The sequence below is a fragment of the Planctomycetaceae bacterium genome (assembly GCA_041398825.1).
In the GTDB taxonomy this organism is placed as follows: Bacteria; Planctomycetota; Planctomycetia; order Planctomycetales; family Planctomycetaceae; genus F1-80-MAGs062.
The window spans coordinates 1-21,541 of record JAWKTX010000001.1; the positions used below are offsets into that span (position 1 = coordinate 1).

The 21,541-nt window shown below is 53.5% G+C and carries 14 protein-coding genes; 1 reads left to right on the forward strand and 13 read right to left on the reverse strand.

Going from position 1 to position 21,541, the window contains the following annotated elements; all coding sequences use genetic code 11:
* From R3C20_00005 to R3C20_00045, 9 genes are all read right to left on the reverse strand, one after another.
* Positions 1-1,302, reverse strand: a 1,302-nt coding sequence (locus R3C20_00005; GenBank protein MEZ6038853.1) for a trypsin-like peptidase domain-containing protein, incomplete at its 3' end; no start/stop codon positions are given.
* Positions 1,302-2,615 (reverse strand): NPCBM/NEW2 domain-containing protein, encoded by a 1,314-nt coding sequence (locus tag R3C20_00010; GenBank protein ID MEZ6038854.1) that lies wholly within the window; start codon positions 2,613-2,615, stop codon positions 1,302-1,304. The genes R3C20_00010 and R3C20_00005, both read right to left, overlap by 1 nt.
* Before the next feature lie 18 nt (positions 2,616-2,633).
* On the reverse strand, positions 2,634-3,815 hold the full coding sequence (locus tag R3C20_00015) for a hypothetical protein (GenBank protein ID MEZ6038855.1): 1,182 nt from the start codon (positions 3,813-3,815) through the stop codon (positions 2,634-2,636).
* Positions 3,816-3,889: 74 nt separating this feature from the next.
* On the reverse strand, positions 3,890-5,704 hold the full coding sequence (locus tag R3C20_00020; protein MEZ6038856.1) for a hypothetical protein: 1,815 nt from the start codon (positions 5,702-5,704) through the stop codon (positions 3,890-3,892).
* Positions 5,705-5,845: 141 nt separating this feature from the next.
* Positions 5,846-6,823: an HD domain-containing protein gene (locus R3C20_00025; protein ID MEZ6038857.1), complete on the reverse strand. Its 978-nt coding sequence runs from the start codon at positions 6,821-6,823 to the stop codon at positions 5,846-5,848.
* A gap of 373 nt (positions 6,824-7,196) precedes the next feature.
* Complete coding sequence (locus R3C20_00030) at positions 7,197-9,413, reverse strand: hypothetical protein (GenBank protein ID MEZ6038858.1); 2,217 nt, start codon at positions 9,411-9,413, stop codon at positions 7,197-7,199.
* Positions 9,414-9,892: 479 nt separating this feature from the next.
* Complete coding sequence (locus tag R3C20_00035) at positions 9,893-11,077, reverse strand: M20/M25/M40 family metallo-hydrolase (protein ID MEZ6038859.1); 1,185 nt, start codon at positions 11,075-11,077, stop codon at positions 9,893-9,895.
* A 139-nt stretch (positions 11,078-11,216) separates the two neighbouring features.
* Positions 11,217-11,852, reverse strand: coding sequence for a hypothetical protein (locus R3C20_00040; GenBank protein MEZ6038860.1), 636 nt, complete (start codon positions 11,850-11,852; stop codon positions 11,217-11,219).
* Between the two features lie 240 nt (positions 11,853-12,092).
* Complete coding sequence (locus R3C20_00045; GenBank protein MEZ6038861.1) at positions 12,093-15,959, reverse strand: secretin N-terminal domain-containing protein; 3,867 nt, start codon at positions 15,957-15,959, stop codon at positions 12,093-12,095.
* Between the two features lie 364 nt (positions 15,960-16,323).
* Between R3C20_00045 and R3C20_00050 the strand changes: the two genes are divergently transcribed.
* The gene (locus R3C20_00050) at positions 16,324-16,755 is read left to right on the forward strand and encodes a hypothetical protein (GenBank protein MEZ6038862.1); all 432 of its coding nucleotides are present in this window, start codon (positions 16,324-16,326) and stop codon (positions 16,753-16,755) included.
* Here the strand turns inward: R3C20_00050 and R3C20_00055 are convergent.
* From R3C20_00055 to R3C20_00070, 4 genes are all read right to left on the reverse strand, one after another.
* Positions 16,749-18,629, reverse strand: coding sequence for an ABC transporter ATP-binding protein (locus R3C20_00055; protein ID MEZ6038863.1), 1,881 nt, complete (start codon positions 18,627-18,629; stop codon positions 16,749-16,751). The genes R3C20_00050 and R3C20_00055 overlap by 7 nt on opposite strands.
* Positions 18,630-18,859: 230 nt before the next feature.
* The gene (locus tag R3C20_00060; protein MEZ6038864.1) at positions 18,860-19,870 is read right to left on the reverse strand and encodes an ABC transporter permease subunit; all 1,011 of its coding nucleotides are present in this window, start codon (positions 19,868-19,870) and stop codon (positions 18,860-18,862) included.
* Between the two features lie 271 nt (positions 19,871-20,141).
* Positions 20,142-20,414 (reverse strand): acylphosphatase, encoded by a 273-nt coding sequence (locus R3C20_00065; GenBank protein ID MEZ6038865.1) that lies wholly within the window; start codon positions 20,412-20,414, stop codon positions 20,142-20,144.
* Positions 20,411-21,217, reverse strand: coding sequence for an RNA methyltransferase (locus R3C20_00070; protein MEZ6038866.1), 807 nt, complete (start codon positions 21,215-21,217; stop codon positions 20,411-20,413). Before R3C20_00070 ends, R3C20_00065 begins: the two co-directional genes overlap by 4 nt.
* Positions 21,218-21,541: the final 324 nt, after the last annotated feature.

Genomic DNA, 21,541 nt, shown 5'->3' on the forward strand with positions numbered 1-21,541 from the left:
GAATCCTGCTCCCGCATCTCCAACAACCAATTCAAACTGTCTGGCCCCTGGCCCACTTCCAGTGTCACCATTCAGTACCCATGTTCCGGAATGGGATTCGGGGATTCTGGCTTTCCTGATCTTATCCAGCATGGCTTCCCGGCGGATCCGGTTAAAGTAGTAGTTTGCGTAACCGTCCTTGTCTTCAAACATCGCTTTCAACGAATCAGGTACACTAACAACAGGCTCGCCATCTGCTTCGGGATGGTCAGGTGGTGATTCCGGGTCGTTGGGGTCCGACGGGCGTCGTTTTCCTCGCGTTGGTGGCGCTTTGTCGAATGCGTGCAATGGTCGCAATCGAATGGTTGCCTCATGCATTCCATCTCGGCCCCGCCATGTCATCGGTAACCGCGTTCCTTCCGGGAAAATCCCAAGGATATTCTGGAAGTCATTTGCGCTGGTCAGTAGACGATCTGCAAATGTTACCACTTCGTTCTGCGGCCTTAGTCCGCGTCGCCACGCTTCCGAGACTTCAGAAACCTGACTGACAACAACTCGTCCATCCGGCAATGTTTCAACAGTGAAGTCGGCAATGCCATGGTCAGCGATCAGGCCGCATTTCAGATGCTCAATAAACAGCTGCACCTGACGTATCGAAATAGCGTATGCCGCACCGGAATTCACTCGCCCTCGTTTTTCGAAGGACGCACGTCCGTTGATGCCGATCCAGTTTCCCCTGATATCGAATAATGGCCCTCCGGAATTTCCGGGATTGATGGAAGCATCAATCTGAATGCAATCGGTGTATTCGAGAAACGTTCCGGCGGGATACTGATATCGATGGATGCCACTCACGATGCCATAGGTAACTGTTGGAGTGAAGTCGTCGGCAAGAAGAAACGGGTTTCCCAGTGCGACCACTTCGTCACCAATTTGAACCTGATCGCTGTTTCCCTGAATCGCAGCGGGGAAGTCATCTCTGCCTGTCAGCTTGATCAACGCTATATCCCCTGTTGGGTCGATCCCGACAATCACTGCATCGTACAGCTTGCCATCGTTGAGTCCGCACTTCATGAACGGACCTGCTCCGTCCGTAACGTGAAAATTACTGATGGCAAAACCATCGGATGAAATCAGCACGCCTGATCCACCCCCCTGACCATCCGGAGACATTACACAGACGACGGAAGGGCTGATGCGTTCGAGCATCGCGATGCGATCTGCCTCTCGCTGGCGGACCAGCTGAGCAGACACCGGCCAATTGAAGCAAATGATTATGAACGCCAGTGCGCAGGCGGCTGCAGAATTTGAACGTGAATGCATCACTTACCTTCCGTGGCAAGAATCAGTTTCGCGTCCGCAAGATCCACCCAGTCGCAACTGCTGTCGCTGTCACCGTAGTCGACCAGAATAACGAGAGTGGTCATATTGCTGACTGGAAGGCTTACTGAGACAGGTTCGTCACTGGTTATCATCTGCTTTTCGAACAGGACCTTGCCGTCCGCTGAAATCTTCAACAACACCTGGCTGATCTGGTTGAATGCGACTTCATCGTCGACACCTACTGTCGCTTCAAACGATTGGTATTTCTGATCCAGTGCGTAGCTGACAGTTGTCCGGGAATGCAGGCAGAGACCTTTGTCGAAACGTCGTCCTCGCAGACGTATTTTCCGACGAGGATCGAGCGTCGAATCTCGCCGCAAACCATAAAGCTTTTCTGCTGTCGCGTCATCAATGAGTCCGGCGAACAGCTCGCCATCCGGATCAATTCCATCGAATTGAACCTGCAGTGGATCCAAATCCGAGAGGTATTGAATTCGCCCGGTACTAAAATCTATCCGTGCGACCTGATCTGCATCGAATGAAAGTCGCTGCCCCCACGATGTCATCACATGAAATGCTTTTTCAGAATATCGAACTTCCGAAACACCGACCCGCTGCTTGTTGCCTGCGTAAAGCACCGCGGAGCCATTGAGGCCTGTATCCTTCGCTTTCGCAAAGACAATGCCAAACACCCGTTCCCGGGGAACCGGAATGGTATCACCATCGAGCAGAAATGAGACGTTGTCCTCGCTGATCGATGCAACTATGCCAGCCAGAAAGTCCAGGCCAGTGCCATCACGTTTTGGAATGATGAGCAAATCCTTTGGTCCATCACGCTTCAGAAACGCGGACCATTGTGCAGCGGTGGTGGCGTCCGTCGACTGAAACTGCACCGCTCTGACTGCTGATACCGGGATCTGGCAGCTTCCCAGAGTCGTCCCCACAAGTTCCACACTTTGCGGCGTTCGGATGACGCCGGAGCTGTGAAGGACACTGCCATCATGCAGCGACACCTCCATTGTTTCAGGTTGGCTGCTGGATTCGTCTGGATTCTGAGGACGGCTGAATTCCGGGAATTCCAGCATCATCACCGAGTCAACAGGGACTTCACGCGTATCGCCATCAGACTCCACAACCACGAATTGTTCCGTGATTCTTGTGAGTGAGCCGGGGTATGACTGGCCGTCGAGTTGTGTGACCTGTAGCCGAACCTCAGCTTCCGGAGTCGTTCTGAGAACGCTGCCTTCGGTGAATGCATGCGGGTTACTTAAAAGGGCAGCGATGGCAGTAGCAAGAATTCGATGGACAGTCATTGGGAGCTCACAGCAATACTATTTTCGTTCAGCAATTTTCTGAGTATAGCGACTGATCACGTCAAGGTAATTCGATGGGAACTGCTGACGAATGAGTTCACGTGCTTTCGTCTCTGATTGCTGATCCAGCATGCCCCAGGCTCCGTTCTCGGTCAGCTCCTTTCGATCAGCTTCCCCCTCGGCTGCGGATCCCTTGATCGTACTTTGTGCGGCCCCCTGGGTGCCGGCGTTCTGCTGATTGCTTCCATCGGCTCCTCCGCCTCCTCCATTCTGTTGCTGCTTTTGCATATCTTCCAGCAGCTTGTCCAGAAGTGAAATCACTCGGTCTTCCTGTTGCTGAACACGTTCGCCCGAGCGGCCGAGATCCAGACGACGCTGCACATCAGACATCACCCGAGCGACTTCCGGGAGACCACCTTCTTCCGCGGATTTCAATTCGTCACGCATCATTTCGGCAACAACCCGAAATCGAACGGGCACATCAAGAGTATTGTTCAGCAGCAGCGCGACGCTTGAAGCTGCATCGGAAAGCTTCAGCAACTTCTGCTGGCAAACGGCCCGGTAGAAGAATAATCCTGCAGGATCAATGGACGCATCCGGATTGAGGTCTTCAAGGATGAGCAGTGCTTCATCGTAAAGGCGGTGTTGAGTCAGACATCGGGCGTGAAAAAGCCGAACCGCATTCTGAAAAAACTCGTCCTTTCGAATGCCGTCGGCAAGCGGTAACTGGCCAGGCGTGCCGGAATTCCATTCTTCAGAGAGCCGCAGAGTTGCTGTGTCAGCCAGGGCGAACGACTGAATCACCCGATCCAGCAACTCATCTGCTGCAAGCAGTGCCTCATCCTTATCTGCCCACAAAGCGGTCACTTGTCTTGCCACCGAAGAGTCGATGTTGGCCATCGCAATCCAGCTCAGGACCTGTGTGCGGGCCTGATCGATCGCCATCGGTGCAAAAGCGCTGACATCTTCTGCCGCAGAAGGAGGTGTTGTTTGCCCCGCTGGCATGGTGGATTCATCCCAATTCAGTGCGGTGGGCGTGCCGGCGGCGATGTCATTCGCCGTTGAAATGGGTGGTCGTAAAAACAGCAGCATGAAAAGAAAGCTGATGGCGAACGCGGTTCGAGCGTTGCGTTTGTCGCCAGAGTCCGGGGCTGTTTCAGCACTGTGGTACCTGGGAAGTGGCTGATAGTTACGATTCATTGGTTTCGTTTCCCTTGGAAATCTCTTTCACAACTTCTCGCTTCCCACGAACGTAGCGTCAACACCGGACAAATTCAGCGTTCAGATTGTCGAGCCAGTTCTGCCGCAGATTCGATTAGCCTTTGTTGCCGCTCTGCAAGTTCGACAATTTGCTCCACCAGTCGGGGATTGTCGTTTGACTTCGCTTTTTGAAGCAATTCATCCACTTGTTTGGTTCGACGATTCACTCGCAGCTGGAGCGATCGCAGCACTTTGATTTCGGCCATCATTTCCACGAGAGGTGGTTTTTTATCACTTTGAGACTGCTGCTGCTGTTGCTGACGCTCCTCAGATTTCATCTCCTGCATCTCTTTCTGCGCCGCTTCAATCAGTTCTTTCAGCCCTTCGATAATGTCCTGCTGAAGGGCCGGGGTCAGGCCATCGACCTGCGTTTCACGGAGGTAGTCTGACACCGTTGCCATGTCCGCTTCGATATCCTCCATCGCAAGGAGGATTGAGACCGAGGTGCCGTCTTCCCGGAGCATGTTCACCGTCTGCGAACATTCAGAAGTCAGATCCTGTTGTTGCTGAGCCAGTTCTCTGCAGCGTCCAAAGTACTGATCCAGCCAGTTTGCTTTGGGGGTTGCCGCCAGTTCGCTGGTGCCTTCGTGAATCTGCGTTTCCAGAACCAGCATGCGCTGAAAGCGAGCCTCCAGGGACGCCAGCAGCATCTCTTTTTCTTCCTCACGAAGTTGACGCAGCATTTCTTCGAGTTTTTCAGCTGCTTCCTGCAGTTCTGCCAGAGCCTCGTCCTGGTTTTCAAGAGCTTTCTGTTTCTGCTGCTGTCGAAGCTGCTCCAGTGCTTCGTTCATCCATTTTCTGGCTTCCTGAATCTGCTCGCTTCCGGGCGTCTTCCCGGATTCTTTTTCCTGTGGATCCGATTGAGGCTGCCCGCCCGGCTTTGATTCGCCGGACGATGATTCTGTTGGTTCACCATTCTCCGAATTCTGTTGATCGGACTCTTGTTTACCGTCCGGCATGTTCTTGCCCGATGGTTCGTTATCACCCTTGTTGCCGGGTTCCTTTTCCTCTGACGTCTCGCGATTGCCGTCCGGTTCAACTGGATCTTTTACATCAGGATTCTCGGGGTCCCCCGATTCGCCGTCCTTTTTTTCTCCCTTGCCAGCGTCACCCTGCTTCTGGTCGGCGTTGTTGCTTTCGTTCTTTGAGTTCTTGCCTTCGCCTTCGCTGGCCTCCTGCTGTTCTGTATCCCGGCTCTTGTCGTCCTGGTCAATTTGTTCCAGCATTGACTGTGCGTGATCGATGGCTTTCTGCTGCTGAGGAGCAGCGTTGGACGGGGCGGGGGAGCTTTGTGCCGCAGCCCGCGCAGCCCGTTGTTCGTTCATCAGATTGCGAACGTCTTTCAAAAGGTTGTTCAGCCGTTCGCGTTCTTTTTCCACACTGCTGCGCCGGTCTTCACTTTGCAGTAATTTCAGAAGCGTCGTCAGACTTTCCGTGACTTGTTGTTGTTCTTCAATGGCGGTACCGAACTCTTTGGACTGCAGTAACTCCACAATTCCATCAATACGATCACCAACCCGTTGCTCTCTGCCTTTGCTGATGGCCCGTCGCAGCAGATCCGCGCGTTCCGGATCTTCGCGTCCGAGGATATCGGCCATCTGAGACAGTAGTCTTTCGAATCGCGAATATCGTCCGCTGACCGAAAGCTGCTGATCCCGCAATTGCTGTTCTGTGGCTGGTGGTTGCGCAGATTCCTGAGCAAAACTATTCCGCTGTCCGGCCAGGGCCATGCAGCTGATCGCAAACAGCATCCCGCAAGCAAAGCGCGTATGCGATGCGGACATCAGGCGGGATGTATGGGAGGGTACGTAGCAGGGTCTTCGCTGCATAGGGGTCACCTTTTTCCACCGGACTGCGCAGTGAGTTTTCACGGGACTGCATCGTGAGTCTACGCGATCGTTCTACGGCGACCAGCCCTGCAGTGTCAATTGCGATCCGAACCAGGCTAAATACCTGCGAAAACCCGGGAATCAGGTCTTACGTGCGTAGCCTTTGAACAGTCGCCGCTCAATTCGAGGGCTGTAGGGTGTCCAGGCAGAGTCGCCATTCAGGTCGTCGTCTATGGCGCGGGTGAACTCATGCAGTTTCGCATCAAGATTGTCTATCTGATGCAATGCAATGGCCTCCGGCGTCATCGGAACGCGGGCACTTCCGAATTCCAGTGCCCCATGGTGGCTCAGGATCATATGCTTCAGCCGCAGAATATCTTCTGTTTCGACGGCCTGGCCATTCTGGCGATTTCTGGTTTCCTGAAGTTTCTCATTCAGGATTTCGATCGCAATGTTCATGTGGCCCAGCAACTGGCCCTCGTCGGTATATACGAGAGCGGGATCCCAGGATAATTCGCGAATTTTTCCGAGGTCGTGCAACAGGACGCCGAGCATCAATAAGTCACGGTTCAGCGTGGTGTAGTAGCCGCAAATTCGATCGGCAACCTCCGCCATGCCCACGATGTGTTCAATCAGCCCTCCCATATAGGCGTGGTGCGCTTTGACTCCGGCAGGTGCAGCACACAGGGCATCCACCAGGTCTTCGTCATCAAAAAAGCAGTCTGCGAGCAATTGCAGAGTTGGGCAGGTGAGCCCCGACATCAACTCTTTGAGTCTTGCCAGAAGCGGGGCCACGTTTGCCTGTGACTGCAATTGAAAATCTTCCGCATTGTATGAGGATGCATGAGCGGCATCGATTTGCGCAACAATCATCTGCAGGCCGCCCTGGTAGACCTGCACTTTGCCTTTCACCCGAACCATATCCCCGGTCGCCAGATGCTGTACGGCGTCTTCCGTAACATTCCACATAAGACCGCTGATGATTCCGGTCCGATCTCGAAGTGAAGCGAGAAGGTAGAGGTTGGCGTTTCGGTTCGCTCGTAATTGCTTGTCCGCAAGCAGAAAAACTTCGTTGACGGAATCGCCGTCCTTCAATTCCTTCACAAATACTCGAGCCATTACAATTCTTTCGGCGATTGCTGTTGGGACAAAACCAGAGGAGCGGAATGCGGGCGAAGGGCAGGTCATTCAGACGAGTGTCTGCGGAGTCTTTGAAGCGAAATCCGTGAGACTGAAGAACACTTCCGGATGTCTACTGTCGTCTGAGACAACTCGGGAAATGACTTTGCGTTCCCCACGGATTTCGAGTTCGGCATCGACAATTCTAGAGCGACCAATGTCACCTCACAAGGCACCGTAAAAACGGCCTGATTCGCTCGTTGACACAGCGTAGAGCGGGTTTGAACCCTGAAGAGGAATCATGAAATACGCAATGGCGCCGGAAAGAATCTGACGCCATTCGTATTTTCACGATCGGTCCGGCAGAGACTTACTAACGAGAATCCTGCATCAGTAGTTCGAAGTGAGTGACTACGTCTCCTTCCTGAATCCAGCTAGCCGAGGAGTATCCCCGGAAACACTTGAGCAGGTCGACGATGCTTAGTGTTTGTTGTTCTGCCATCACAATCACCATCATATTGTCGCGATAGTTTGTCTTGGCCACACTGAAGCCGTAGCGAATCCAGGGCAGGGATGCATCCACGCAGCCTTCGAAGTCCAGCCACAATGCACTGCCAAGGGGCTGAGACAGATCTCCGGCGGGACCCGGAATTTTTGGGGCTGATTCCGCAAACATTCGTTCCGTCACTTCAGGCAACAGGCTCATGACCAGAACTTGATCATTCAGCCCTGCGTTTGGAGCGATTCCGCTGTCAACTTCCAGTTGGGGAGGAAGCTCGTACTTGTACAGAGTGCCTCCATCAACTTCGACCTGTACGGGGCGAGGAATCGTCTCAAACGGAATGTCTCGAGCAGCATTCGGGCTCGAATCCCGAATGATTGTCAGCAGATCGTCCAGCACTGACATCACTTTCGACATGCCGGATTCCACGTGACTGCGACTCGTAACTGACTGTATTACGACAGGAGTGGGCAATGTGAGCAGTTCTGAAGACGGCGGCATCATCGGATGGAACTGTTTTCGCTGGAACGTGCCATCAAGCACCAGTGCCGACTGTGATTCTTTGAATGCCGGGGTGAGGTCGTTTCTGATGGCATCGCCAAGGCGCGGAAACAGGGGTTGAATTTGATTCCACAACTTCCTTACCTGTGGTCCTTCTTCCTCCTCCAGATCCGCTACTCCCAGTTCGATGTACTCGTTGGTTCTACTGCACCATTTGTCCATCAGCTCACTGGAATTCGCCGGTGTCACGGCTCGCGTGACATACGCAAACAAAGGTGCATTTCCAATATGGTGCATTAACTCAAGTGGAGCACTGCTGTCCAGTCCACTGCGATCGACGCGTTGATAGAAGTAGCCTTCGTATCCCCGTTCTGTGAGCCAGGAACAACCAAGCTGGCGTCCAAATACCGGCAGTAATTCTGCCAGATCATCACCCAACTCAGGCAGGTCACGACTGAGCAGCTGTGTATATTTTTCCGGAATTTCCAGAGCGGGAAGCATTTGAGCAAAGTTGTCAAACATCTGCTCGATTGACTTACCCGAATCACCAAAGATGCTGGCTAGTTCTTCGCTGACATACTGAACACTCACGATCCGTTCTTCGGCATGTTGATTGACCGGCGCGAATACGTCTGTATCCATCAGGAGTGAGCCTTCGCCCAGGGAATTCAACAGGCTGTCATCGGCGGAGATTGTCAACAGAAGGTAATCTTTGCGAACGCCCAGTGTTACCTGAATAGATCTTTCTTTCAGGTTACCCAAGATCTCTTCCACATCCGCCACAGCGGCTGCCGGAATGTCGTTCATTTCGCGCTGGATTTCGTCCCACGGAATGAGATTGCCATGAAAGGAGATTGTCAGGTGGCTCTCACCGTTGATGTTCCGCCTGCTGATCAAAGATGCCGGATCAAAGGGCAGGTCTTCTTCAGCAGAAATTCGAGCTGCCAGTTGTCGGAGCAGAACCTCGAGCCGTTGGATCTGTCGATTGACGCGATCTGCGTCGCTCACGCGTGCACCCATCGCAATACCGGGGAACTTCAGGCGTTTCAGGCGTTCTTTGCCTTCCCGAATCAGCAGCAACTGAGTTTCTTCATCCATCGAGGCGGGACCGCGACGGCGATTCATCGCCCCGTCTTTGAAGGCCACTGAATAAACAAAGCCGTAGAAATCGGACACTTCGCTGATAGTGCTGGTGACATTCGCATCACCATATACAAAGATGTCGTTGGAAAATGCGTCCGCGAGCAGGGCGATGAGTTCCTGATTCTCGGGTTGTTCCACAATTTCACGGAACTCCTGAAAATCGTCATCACCCTGCCACATGGCCTGAGCCTGTGCCATTCCCATCATGACCAGTGGCTGACTTTGAATCTTCTGAAACGCGTTACTGTTCAGAAAGATGTCCAGCTGTTCTTTCATCCGCAGTGAACTGGAGAAAAACGCAGCATCGGCTGGAATGAGTGATAGTGATGATTCGCGGAACGGTGTGCTGGTCTGAGCGACCACCGAGTCTGTGGTGCAAATCAGCAGTCCGGCAATAAACAAGGCGGAGAGAAAACTGTGGATGCGCTGACTCAACGGTTTCATGAATTGGCCCCCGGCAGAATAGTGGGTGTAATCTGGTGTCATGCAATTCTGACCCACCCTGGCCAATCGTTTTGACTTCGCTTCGATCGCTAAAGTCGCCGGAACCTCCCTTATTCCGATACTTCCTTCACTCCATGATCAGGTGTGTTGGGAAATCGCCTGTCATCTCCTGCCAAGGCATCGGCTGCACACACCTAAGTCCTGAATTGAATCAAAGTTTTGGTTCGATTGGAACCACTTTTCGCTGACTGTTGGCGGACTTTCCAGCAACGCCTGGACTATTGAATCCAGCGGCCTGCACGATATTGCACGCTGTAAATCCTGGGTTGAGGGAGCGGTTGAGTGGGATTTGAGCGCGAGGGTGGACGGTATGCGAAATTCGAAGGCGGCGAATCACACCATCGTGGAGCAGGAAAATACCGCAGCAAACTCTGCTTGCCGCTGCACGGATCGACTGCGAGCCGGACAAAGCGGCTAATTCAGAATGTGCCGGCTTCTCGTCCTGTGGCGATTGTCAGCCCCATCCGACACCCCATCAGAAATTCCGGGATGTTAAGCCGTTCGCTAACGGTGTGGATCTGGTGCTGCCCGCATCCCATCGTGACCGTCGGCATTCCATGCTCGCTCATCCAGTTAGCATCCAGACCTCCATTGCTGGATTGGGCGGAGGCTGTCAGCCCAAGGGATGCAGCTGCCTGCTTTGCTATTCGAACGCAGCTTTCGCTTTCCGCGATATGAAAAGCCTGGTAGCGCTGATCGACTTCAAACACCAGCTCGCCGGTTCTTCCCTCGGTTGTCCTGACCGATCGCACAGCCCTGGAAAATGCCTTCTCGAATTCTGCCACGATGCGATCACGAAACGCGGCGTCGTGACTGCGTGCCTCGGCTTCAATCACAATCCGGGGCATGACGACATTCGTTGCATCGCCACCATTCACGATACCAAAGTTGCTGGTTCCCTGTTTCTTTCCTTTGATGACCAGGCCGTGCCATCCGTTCGACTGCAGGTCGGCGACCGCTGTGGAAGCAGCCACCATCGCGTTCACTCCCTGTTCGGGATGGACACCTGCATGGCTTGGAATGCCATGGATTGTGATCGTTAAGTTGGATGCCCCGACCGCACCTGTGATCAGCAATTCCGGAATGCGACCATCCCAGTTGAAGCACAGGCCAGGATTGCCGCATTTTGCCGGTGTCATGTACCGGACGCCGCGTAGTCCGATTTCTTCCTGAACCGAAAACAACAAGGTGAGTGGTGGGTGCTCTAAACCCTGTTCCAGTGCCTCGATGATGCTGACGAGTACCACCGCGCAACCTGCTCTGTTGTCACCACCCAATGCCGTCGCCGGTGACTTTGGTCGAATCCATTCGCCTTCTCGTACCGGCACACAACCTACTGCTATTGGAACGGTATCCATGTGTGCCATCAGCAGACGGCGAACACCTTTTCGGGATCCCTTCAGCTTCACATACATGTTGCCCGTGTTGCCGCCGGCAGGGCTCTTCCTGTGCGCCGTGTCAAATGAGATTCCGGATTCGGCTACGCCTGCGTTTAAGAGCTGTTCACGAATAAACGCCGCAACATCCGCTTCGTGACCACTACCACCCGGGATGGCGATCAGCTGCATCACAAGGTCAATCGCCCGCTTCTCGTTCAATTTCATTGTGTGATTCTATTCTGTGTCTCCGTCTGTGACAAAAGACCACAAAGAGGGATGTTGAGTGATGGATTGTGCGGTCTCATCTCTCTGCAGAAGAATGCCCATTGCTGAATCGTCGCTGGTCCTGACTGAACCGGAGCGGTCATTTTCGGGGCAGGGCGATTGTTGTTGTTTCAAGTTGATCCTTTTTTGACGATTCCTTCGCAGCTTCCGCTTCTCCCACACGTCGACTTGCAGTTCTGGTCACGCTGCGACGGAAAGAACTTGTCGACGCGATGGATGTGTGTCCCGGCAGCATGACTTCTGTGATATCAGACGACACGACGCGACCGTCTTTGTTGGTGAATTCAACTTTCAGCCCGCAATTTACGGTATCCTTATGCTTCTGCATGTAAGGAATAAATACGCTGTATGACTGCCCGAGCGAACCTTCTGTTCGGTGTACGTCCCAGGCGTCTGGCTCAAAAGTGAATGCATGGAGGGGTTTTGGTTCATCGTCATCGACCGAGTAGTTGTCATATTCCACAACCCGTACCTGACCATCCACTCGAACAGCCGCATCATCCTTTCCGCCGAAGAATAGAATTTGCCCGGCAAACCCCCGGGCGGGCTTTCCTTCGACATTGTTGCCATGGCTGGGTTCCCAGAGGCAGAGAATCCGAGCGACGTTCTGCTGGCCCTTGTTCAGGCCAACAAGCTTTCCAGGTTCCCGTAACAGAGACGTCGAAGCACAGCCAACCATCGACATCATAAGAAGTGACAAAGCAAGTCTATTCATGATTGATCCTCAGCATGTACACCTAAACGATTTTCATGTTTAGCCGGACAACGCCATAGTCGGCGGAATGGTAACTCGCGATGTATACGACGGATGCAGTTCCGCAGGATCCGTCGCCTGTGTCGGGTTGCCATGAGAAGGACGTGAAGTTCTGTCAACGAATAACTGGCAGTGTCTATTGAGACGAACTTCGCGATGACCGGTCACCCGGAAATCGCGATGTTCGTCGTCTGCCCATCATCATGAGCCTGACTGGGAAACTGCTCGCTTTGCGGATCTAAGTGATTCACGATTCCCGCGTGCACTCACTGGTTGAATCTCCATTTCTCCCCATGATGTGCCTTCGTCAGCCCCCGGTTTGGATTTCTGATCCGAGCTGCCGTCTCGACGAGCCTGACCGGGTAGCACCGGCTCTGCAGGTACGAGATGATCAACCTGTCGTTCAATCCCCGGGTCTGCAGAAGGAGAGTAGAATTGAGGATCGAAGTCACGATATGGGTCTTCGAAGTTCTGATTGACCGAAGGGATGCTGTAAAGCGGCCCATGTAACTCTTCAGCTTCGGATTCGATAAAGTGAAGGCGTTCTGATTCGACCTGTTTGATGAGTTCAGAATCGAGATCATTGAGAATGATTCGGGGTGTCAGGAAGATCAGCAGTTCGGTTCGGCTGGTGGTTGTTCCGTCGTACCGGAATGCTTTTCCAACGATGGGCAGATCGCCAAGCCAGGGCACCTTGCGTTCCAGAGTCGAATCGCTTTTCGTAATCATTCCACCAATCACAATAGTTTGACCATTCGGAACATTGACAGTGGTGTCCGCAATTGACTGATTGATGATTGGTGATTCGATAGAGTTGCCACTGTTGCCGTCAACGTAGATGGGAACTCCATTGGCAGCCAGTGAGCTCTTGTTAGCATAGACGGACATCGCGATGATTCCGTCCGGGGTGATCCGAGGCGTCACTTCCAGGGAGATACCGGTATTCTCACGGACCACGGTCGGATTGGCAGTTCCCAGTGTGGTGATGTTCACACCGTTTACAACAGGAACGCTTTGACCGACACTGACAATCCCCAGACTGTTGTGCGTGGTGCGGATCTGCGGTCGACTGAGAATCTGAACTGTTCGACGTGATGCCAGAGCACGGAGCAGTACGCTCACAGCATCAGACTGAGCAGAAAAGACGAATCCTCCAAAACCAAGGTCCGCATTCTGACGGCCCAAAGAAAAGTTGCTCAGGCCCTGAGTTCCGACAGCATTGCTGTTGGTGGTACCATTTCCAAGCGCCACCAGCGTGTTGTTGAAATTCATACCGGGAGCCGGCGTCGTAATCGCGGACAGACTTCGGCTCAGAAGCAATGGATCCTGAAATCCAAGCTCGATACCAAATTCATCCGTTGCATCCAGCGTAACTTCGACAATCAACCCCTGAATGACGACTTCCGGAGGCGTCGCATCCAGCGTCTCGACAATCTTTGTGATCTGCGTGAAATACTGCGGCGATGCACTGATAATCAGCGAGTTGCTGTTCGTATCTTCTGCGACCAGAACTTCCTGACGAAGTCGCTCGATATTACTCACCAGATCGGCACTGCTGTCCTGCAGCGACGCCTGTTGCTCGAGAAACGAGAGCAATGCCGCCGCCACGACTTCGGCAGGTGCATTTCGAAGCGGCAACACTTCTGTCGTTCGCTGACGCACGTCGGCTGTGTCCAACCGAAGAAGAACCGCTTCGACGACACTCAACGCTTCTGCACTTCCGACGGCCAGCACAGAGTTCGTTCGGATGTCTGCACTGAACCTTGCAGGAATCAGACTGCTGGCGGCATCTTCAGTGCCCGCAATCTGAATTCCCAGCTGGTCCTGTTGATTCTGATTCTCGAACACCGATTCCAGCAGCGTGACTGACTGTTCCGCGTCGGCATTCTTCAGAGTGAAGACTTTGATCTCTGCAATAGCGGAGGGTGATTGATCCAGTTCCCGTATCAGGGCCGCCAAAAGGCTCATGCTGGCTTCCGGAGATGATACGATCAGGCTGTTTGTTCTGGCATCAGCATTGATACGAACATCCGCCAGGATGCCGGATCGCACAAGTTCGCGTGTCGCTCCGTCGCTGGCTAGAAATTCCAGCGCAACTGACTTGCTGTCACGCAATTCCTGTGCGCCCTGTGTTCCTCCGAATCCTCCAAAGCCACCGAATCCACCCTGTGTTGATTGTTGTGGAGGATTGATGACTGACTGAATCGCAGAGCTGATTGTCGCCTGAAGTTCCTCCGCGACTGCGTTCTTCAGTGGAAAAATCTGAACGCGATGCACGGCACCGGACTCATCTTTGTCGATGCGTTCGATCAGTTTTGCTACTTCATTCAGATCATTGGCACGACCCTGAACGATAACCGAGTTTGTTCGGACATCGGCGACGACACGCGGGCGTGCTCGCAGACCAGTGGGTTCGTTGTAAAAAGTTTCCAGCGAAGTCACGACCTGTGACGCGATGGCATTCTTCAACGGGAAGACTTTGAATTCGAAGTCCGGTTCCAGTGGTTTATCCAGCTCGTCAGCCAGTTGCAGAATTGCATCCAGCTCAATTTTTGGTGCCAGTATCAGAATTGCGTTTGGTTGAACGACGGGAATGATAGCTGTCGTCTCGCGATTGGTGTTGCCCCGGCGTCGCAGCTCTGACAACCGTTCATAGACGGACGTGAGAAGGTCGGCCATGGCTTCAGAATTGACGTTCTTCAGCGTCAGGATGTGAATGTCGGGGACAGATCCAATGCTCATCTGCTCAAGGCGAGCGATAATCTCTGCCACCTTATCTACATCTGCCTGATTCCCTTTCAGAATCAGAATGCTCAGGTCCGTCATCGCCTGAATGTTCACATCTCCTCGCAGATTCAGTGAATCACCCTCTCCGCCATTCGCGGGTTGTTCAACGTTGCCCGCATTGAACGGGTTGTTCTGTGCGGGGGTTCCTGCGTCATCCTGCATTGAAACAAGCTGATGAAGTTGTTGATTCAGTTCCTGCGCTGTTTTCGCAGCGATACCGTTGTTGGGTACAAGTTTCACGGCTTCGCCAGGGGCGGCTGGATTCGCCGGCTTATCCAGCTCGGTGGCCAGTGCCTGCAGGTGCGTGATACGTTCGGAAGAGGCCTCAATCAAAAGCTGATTGCGTTCCTGATCAATACCGACGCGGAAGACCGGTGCGCTTTGTTTGGCCGCGGCGGCCTCTGCGGGTGAATTGGCCGGTGCGAACACCGCGAATGAAGGATACCCCTGAACACCGTCGCGCTGAAGTTCGGCACGTTTTTCAAAAACCAGATACAGCGTTCGCGCAAGATCGGCGGCCTTTGTGTGCTGGCATTCAAACGACTGAGTCAGCTTTCGTTCATCGGCCGTTTCCTGCGCTGGTTCGTCTTCGTAATCACGACCAAATGAAGCTGCGCGGATCGGTGTGCCGAACGGTGGTCGGTTGCCCGTCACACTGTCTGAACGCTGTTGAAGTGAGGAGCCTCGGCCAGATGATTGATCATCGGACGCAGCAGCATTCGGAATCGTAGTCCGCTGCAGTGGGAATCGCTCGTTCGATGACGCCAGACGTTCTTCGATGGATGCGTTCTGCCGCTGCATACCGCCATCGTCGGGCTGGCTGATGAGCCGGGCTGCTGAGGGGTCTGACAATTGAGGCCGCGCATATTCTGTTCGTGCTTTATCAAGGTTCAGCACAATCAGGAATTCGTTCTGCAGTAGCAAACGATAACCCTGACGCTCGAGATGGCTGTTCAGGATTCGAATGGCAGAACCCAGTTCATACGTCCGACGTTCCCGCCACGCGAACCGACCTGGCGGAATCTGATCCATCACGAGGGTCAGATTTTGCTGGTCGGCCACGTTTCGTAAAACGCGTTCCCAGGTTGTATCGAAAAAGTTCAGACGAACTCCATTCGGATCCTCCTGCGCGTTCTCGTACGCAGTTCCACGTGTCGTGGTTTCGCGAAACGAGCGAGCGGATTCCTCCGATGCTCCAAGGTCTGATTTCAGATTGAGCAACCATACTGTGGTTGCCGCCGTCCCTAGCAGCGCTGCTGCAAGAAAGCCGTGACGTCTCACCGCAGTGATCCTTCGAAAATGCAGGCTTTCGAAAATCCCCCAAAGGTACACTCCGACCACTGCGAATGTGTCCGAAGGGGCCAATCACCCTCAGACACCGACTGCAGCACATTTTGCCGCCAGGACGCTCTCCAAAGTTGCCTTTGAGAACAGCCTCGCGCACACCCCCCGGTCGGAAGTACCGGCTGTAGTTGATTATCGGGTGTTAAGGTTTGAACCGTTCAGGTAAAGTTTGATTGTTTTCTGGTTCGTGCGGTTCGTCGCCTGCGAATTTGGCCGGTAACAGTTTGACTGGTTCCTGGTCGACCGTTTTTCACGGGGTAATCCTGTGGGTTTGCTTTAGAAACTGTCCAGGGATGTCTGCATGCTGTTTTTCAATCCGCTTAAGTATCTCAAAAGCCTGACTGGTCTCCTGGCGGACAGTCCACAACTTGCACTGCGGCGGTTCGATCGTTACCGGGATCAACTACAGGCTGACTTCTTTACAATCGCTTCTCGTTCAGGAAAACCCAGGGATCTTCGGTGGTTGAAGTGCGAATGGCAGGAAGAACGTCGCCTGGTGCGGGAGACAGAATCGAAGCTGACCACACTTTTGGTCGGTGTCAGCATCTCCTTCGAAGCCGTGGAGGGCGGCGATATGGAAGAGGTCGAAGCGGTTAGTGACGTTCGATCGGCCAGCGCTGTTTTCCATTACCGCGATGGCAGATGGGGAACGGGGGGCCGGGTTCTGTTCAACCTCACTCCCGATGCGGCTGTGCAGCGGCTGACGGATGCATTCACTCCACTGGATCAGTAATGGGCGACAGCAGGTTCGGCTTCTTCTCTGAAGTTATTGAACCGCGTGTATTCCCAGTGGCGATACAGTTCATGATGCCGCACCAGTTGCTCGTGTGCGTCATCCGCCGCCACTTTGCCGTTGTGGATCAGGATGATGCGGTCGCATTTCTTGACCGTCGATAATCGTGATGGAAGGAAGATCACGGTCCGTCCCAGTGTGACTCGCTGATAAGCATCGTCCAGCAGCGTCTTCGATTCAGAATCCAGCATCACGGGCGGTTCTTCGATAATCAGAATCGCTGGCTTGCGAACGATGGCCCTGGCGAGACTCAGGCGGAATGTCTGTCCCGGATCCAGTGCCACGCCGTGTTCGCCTACAAGCGTATCGTATCCCTTCGGCAACGTTCGTATGAAACTGTCCGCATGAACCAGTTTGCAGGCTTCCTGCACCTGATGTCGGGTGATATCGGCTTGCCCGCAGGTCACGTTCTCGAAGATCGAGGCATTGAAGACTGGGTCGGTTCCTCCAACATAAATCACTTCGGCCCGAAGCGACTCAAGGGTTGCCTGCCGAACATCGCGTCCATCGATCAGTACCTGCCCGACGTCCGGATCTACAAACCGCGGGATCATGCTGGCGAGAGCGTACGCAGGCAGTGGATTCAGCGAAAGCAGGGCGACGGTTTCACCAGCGTTGATTCGCAGGTCCAGATTGTTCAGCAGTCTCGGGTGTTGTGACGTTGTCAGTGTGACCTGATCGAAGGTCAGACTGCGTGTCATTGGTTCGAAGAACTGCGCCCCGACGGTCTGTCCGACCAGTGGAACACGTCCAATATAACTGTTAATTTCGTCAGCTCGCACACGGGCATCTTCAGCTTCGGCTCTGGCGGGTCTCAATCGAGTCAGCGCCTGAAAGACAACGGTTGCGCACATGGAAACAGCAATCACGGCGGGCAGTGCGGAAAGTCCGACATTCAGCAGGAATCGACAAAGCAGCCATGTCGGCAACAGCACTAACAGGCCCGTGAGAAACCGGCAGATCAATCGACCACGTGACTCCTGCCGATGAAACTGCATGCATCGGTCTTTATAGATCGCCAGGTTCTTCTCGAATTGTTGTTGCTCCAGTTGTTCCATCGCGAAGCCCGTCACAATCCGGGTCTTCCTGAGACCTTCTGAAAGTCGCTGGAGACCTCGTTCACTTTGTTCCGCCAGCAGCCCGGATGAATTTGATGACCGCTGCCTCTCCATTCCGATGGCATACCATCCCAGGATCACTGGCACGATGACTTCGATTGAAAGACGCCAATGGATACACAGTGCCGTCAGAAGAGCGATCGTGATGTCCGGACCTGAAAGAAGCCATCGATGTCCCCATCGAGTTGCGGATGATTCCAGTGAGCGGGTCGCTTCACGGAACAGTCGATCGGTTGCCTGAGACTGTTCTCTCGAAAGGTCAGCGGGTTCCAGCCGGATCGCTTTGCGATGAATGTGTTGTCGGAGTCTTTGAACGACAGACAGGGAGTTCGCTGTTACAGCCGAACAAGCGGCTGCTCTTAACATCCACCGTCCTGCGATGCAGACGATAATGGTCAGCATCAGCGTTGTCAGTGCGGTGGGGCTGTTATGCAGCAACGGTATCGACTGGATGATTACGGAGATGCCGCGCGCTGCGGGGACTTCTGCCATTGCGTCTGCCAATGGCATTAAACCAAATGCGCCGCTCGTCCCGCTATTCGCCACGAGTGAAACGATGGCGGCAGAGCAGAGAATGGATACTGAAAGCAACACACTGCCGCCAACAGATAAGAGCAGTGCGATGAGCAATCGGGGTTGCGTGAATGCATTTGCCGAAACAAGCTTCTGGACAACCGGAGATGATGACTCGGTCATTGAACATCCTCCAACAAGAACACCTGCGTCAGCACAATCCAGAGCAGCCAGATGTTCTGACGGCTGGGCACGGAAAGTGGTTCTTTCTGTGACAAGACTGTTTGCACCGCAAATCACAGGCCATCATTGTCATTAAACGAAAAAAGGCACGTTTCACAACGTGCCTTTTAGCGGATATCGTGATTTTTTCGCCCGGCTCGGCGACATCCCGGGTCTTCCTGAAGTCGTTGTTACGCGAGATCCCGGTCCTCGAACAGAATAAAACCGAGCAATACGACAGCGGTTGCGTAGGCAGTGGCGTACAGAAAGGCGAAACCAAGATACTTTGGCGGGACGACTGAGCCCGTTGAGATCGCTGCCGACACATTGAAAGATTCGAGTGATGGCAGGACAGTGGCGAACATTCGAGCGATGAAAGTTACCGCTTCGTTTTGAATAACCGTTTCACTTTGCTGCACCATCAGGGGGGTTAGATTTCCAATAACGAAGATGGCAAAGCAAACGACCAGATTGACAACCATCGGGAGCCGAGTCGCAACTGTCACGCTAATGGCCGCAAGAACGACCACCTGGAGAAATGAAAGTGCAATTCCCGGTAACACCTGATTGACAACCTTCAGTCGATCCGGGTGCGGCATCGGGATTTCAACACCTTCTGAAATCTGGGTCCACTGCACGCTTGGCGTGACCTCTTCAGATCTTTCCTTCTGGTCGTAGCCAACTTTGTAATAGATGAGCGTTGCGAAAAGGAGCGTGAGTGGCAAGAACAGCCAGATCACAGCCTGAAGGATCCCGATGAACTTTCCGAGGATGAACTGACGGCGATTGATGGGCTTCGAAAGCAACGTCATTGCAGTTTTGCCATCAATTTCGTTGGTGATACTTGTCCCCGCTGTCCACACGGCAAGGAGCGCACCCGCGATCAGCAAAGTGGCAAGGCCACACTCCTTGAGCATCTTTACGTCGTCTTCCAGCGTGAAGAACGGCATGATTGTATTCAGCCCGAGAACTGCTCCACAGATGAGCAACAGCAGGAAGAACAACGGTTGACGAATGGCTTCCTTTGTCGTTGCTCGGGCAATAACGCCCGCCCGGGTTCCATAGGAAAATGAAACCAGGGCAGCCATGATGGCGGCGACACAAATCCAAACCATCAACCAGTTGTAGTCGGTGGTGGATTCCAGCTTGTGCGATTGAGCGAGTAAATTGATCTGAGGTAAACGGTAAACAGCTTCCAGCACGTCGGCATTCCCCGATTCGGAATGAATTTTGAAGTCCCAAGACAGCGCAACGCAGCGATATTACGTGAGTTACGCCGAACTGGGCTCGCGCGTTGGAAAGAATGCCAGAAACCGGTCCAAGTCAATTATTCACTGTGATCTGGGTGTAAGTGCAGATACAGCATCAAGATACGGAAATGGTCCGTTCCCGGAAATCTCGCGCGAAGGCACCCAATCTAATCAACCAGGCAGGCGCCCTGAACCAAATTCGACTGCAAAATTCCTAAAGCACTTAACGACGGATCTGAAAATCGTCAAAGTCCTCCGCAGGATCAATGGCCTGGAGCTCGATTGCGGTAATTCCGTCTCCGAAATGTGCTTTCAGGCGATTCACGAGACTCCGGACCGTTGTGTCGGTTGCTTTTGCGACAACTTCCACAGTGCCGTCCGAAAGATTGCAAACATAACCACAAATTGGCATCGAGCGAGCCAGTCCGTGGGTTGTCCACCGGAAGCCGACGCCCTGTACCCGGCCATGGAATACGATTCGGGTCGTTTGGATCATGTTTTCGGCTCCGGAAAATCCGATCGGAATTGCCATGCAAAAATGCCTGTCGCGATGGCCACATTCAACGAATCGGTGCCATTGGACATCGGGATGGCCAGTCGGGTGTCCGCCATCCGAGCGACCGCTGGTGAAACGCCGTCGAATTCGTTGCCGACAACGATCACTGTCCTGCCGGGAAACCGAAACTTTGCAAGGTTGATGCAGTCTCTATCCAGCACTGCCGCCGCGATATGATAACAATCGGCGTGTTTTAGCTGGTTCAGATGGATTTCGAGGTCGTCGGATTCGACGATGGGAAGGAACAGCACATTTCCCATAGAAACTCTGAGGACTCGCCGGGAAAAAGGGTCGGCTGAGCCAGCCCCAAGCAGGACTGCATCCGCGCCAAAAGCGCTGGCAATACGGATAATGGCTCCAACGTTCTCAGGATCGACGATTCGGTCTCCGGCAATAATCAGGCTGTCTCCCCTGGATCGGACAATCTCCCGTAAATCGGGGGTTGCCCGTCTCTTAGCACAAGCCATGACGCCGCAGTGAAACGGGAATCCAACCAGCTGTTGTGCCAGATCGTTTGCCATACGATAGATGGGGATCCCGGTGGGGAGTTTCTCGTGGAATGATTCCCATTTTCGATCGCTGATCAGAACACTGCAAATTTGGAACGGACTTCGAAGCAGTCGTTCTACAACCGTTGCCCCTTCTGCCACAAAGGTATCCGCGTCGCGAATGGCATTCTGCTTCTTCAGGCTGCGATACGAATTCAGTCTGGGGTCGTCCAGCGAGCTCAGTCGTTCAATCATTTTTGGAGAGTTGCGTCAGAGTAAGAAAACTCAGAGTCCCGGTGTCGCACATTGATTCAATGGTCTGGCGGGCTGGGGCCCATTGTAAGTTGCTGGATCTGCCTATTGTGAAGTTTGCGGGCCACCACGTGATACCTTCCCTGAAAACCCGGGAAAACTCCAGGCAAGTGGCATTCGCTCAATTCTTGTCCATTCGCTACTCTACCAGGTACGGGCCAACTGGCTTCTGTCGCATGCCACTAAATTGCGAAGGATGATCACTGTGAAACTGTATTTCCTGCGTGCGCTGTGTGCGTTGGAAGTGAAGTTACCCCCATGGGCTGC

Excerpts from the sequence above, each read along its gene's own strand:
- R3C20_00050 (MEZ6038862.1), top strand. The coding sequence starts at position 16,324 with ATGCTGTTTTTCAATCCGCTTAAGTATCTCAAAAGCCTGACTGGTCTC.
- R3C20_00070 (MEZ6038866.1), bottom strand. The coding sequence starts at position 21,217 with ATGATTGAACGACTGAGCTCGCTGGACGACCCCAGACTGAATTCGTAT.
- R3C20_00025 (MEZ6038857.1), bottom strand. The coding sequence starts at position 6,823 with ATGGCTCGAGTATTTGTGAAGGAATTGAAGGACGGCGATTCCGTCAAC.
- R3C20_00035 (MEZ6038859.1), bottom strand. The coding sequence starts at position 11,077 with ATGAAATTGAACGAGAAGCGGGCGATTGACCTTGTGATGCAGCTGATC.
- R3C20_00030 (MEZ6038858.1), bottom strand. The coding sequence starts at position 9,413 with ATGAAACCGTTGAGTCAGCGCATCCACAGTTTTCTCTCCGCCTTGTTT.
- R3C20_00020 (MEZ6038856.1), bottom strand. The coding sequence starts at position 5,704 with ATGCAGCGAAGACCCTGCTACGTACCCTCCCATACATCCCGCCTGATG.
- R3C20_00010 (MEZ6038854.1), bottom strand. The coding sequence starts at position 2,615 with ATGACTGTCCATCGAATTCTTGCTACTGCCATCGCTGCCCTTTTAAGT.
- R3C20_00015 (MEZ6038855.1), bottom strand. The coding sequence starts at position 3,815 with ATGAATCGTAACTATCAGCCACTTCCCAGGTACCACAGTGCTGAAACA.
- R3C20_00055 (MEZ6038863.1), bottom strand. The coding sequence starts at position 18,629 with ATGACCGAGTCATCATCTCCGGTTGTCCAGAAGCTTGTTTCGGCAAAT.
- R3C20_00065 (MEZ6038865.1), bottom strand. The coding sequence starts at position 20,414 with ATGATCCAAACGACCCGAATCGTATTCCATGGCCGGGTACAGGGCGTC.
- R3C20_00040 (MEZ6038860.1), bottom strand. The coding sequence starts at position 11,852 with ATGAATAGACTTGCTTTGTCACTTCTTATGATGTCGATGGTTGGCTGT.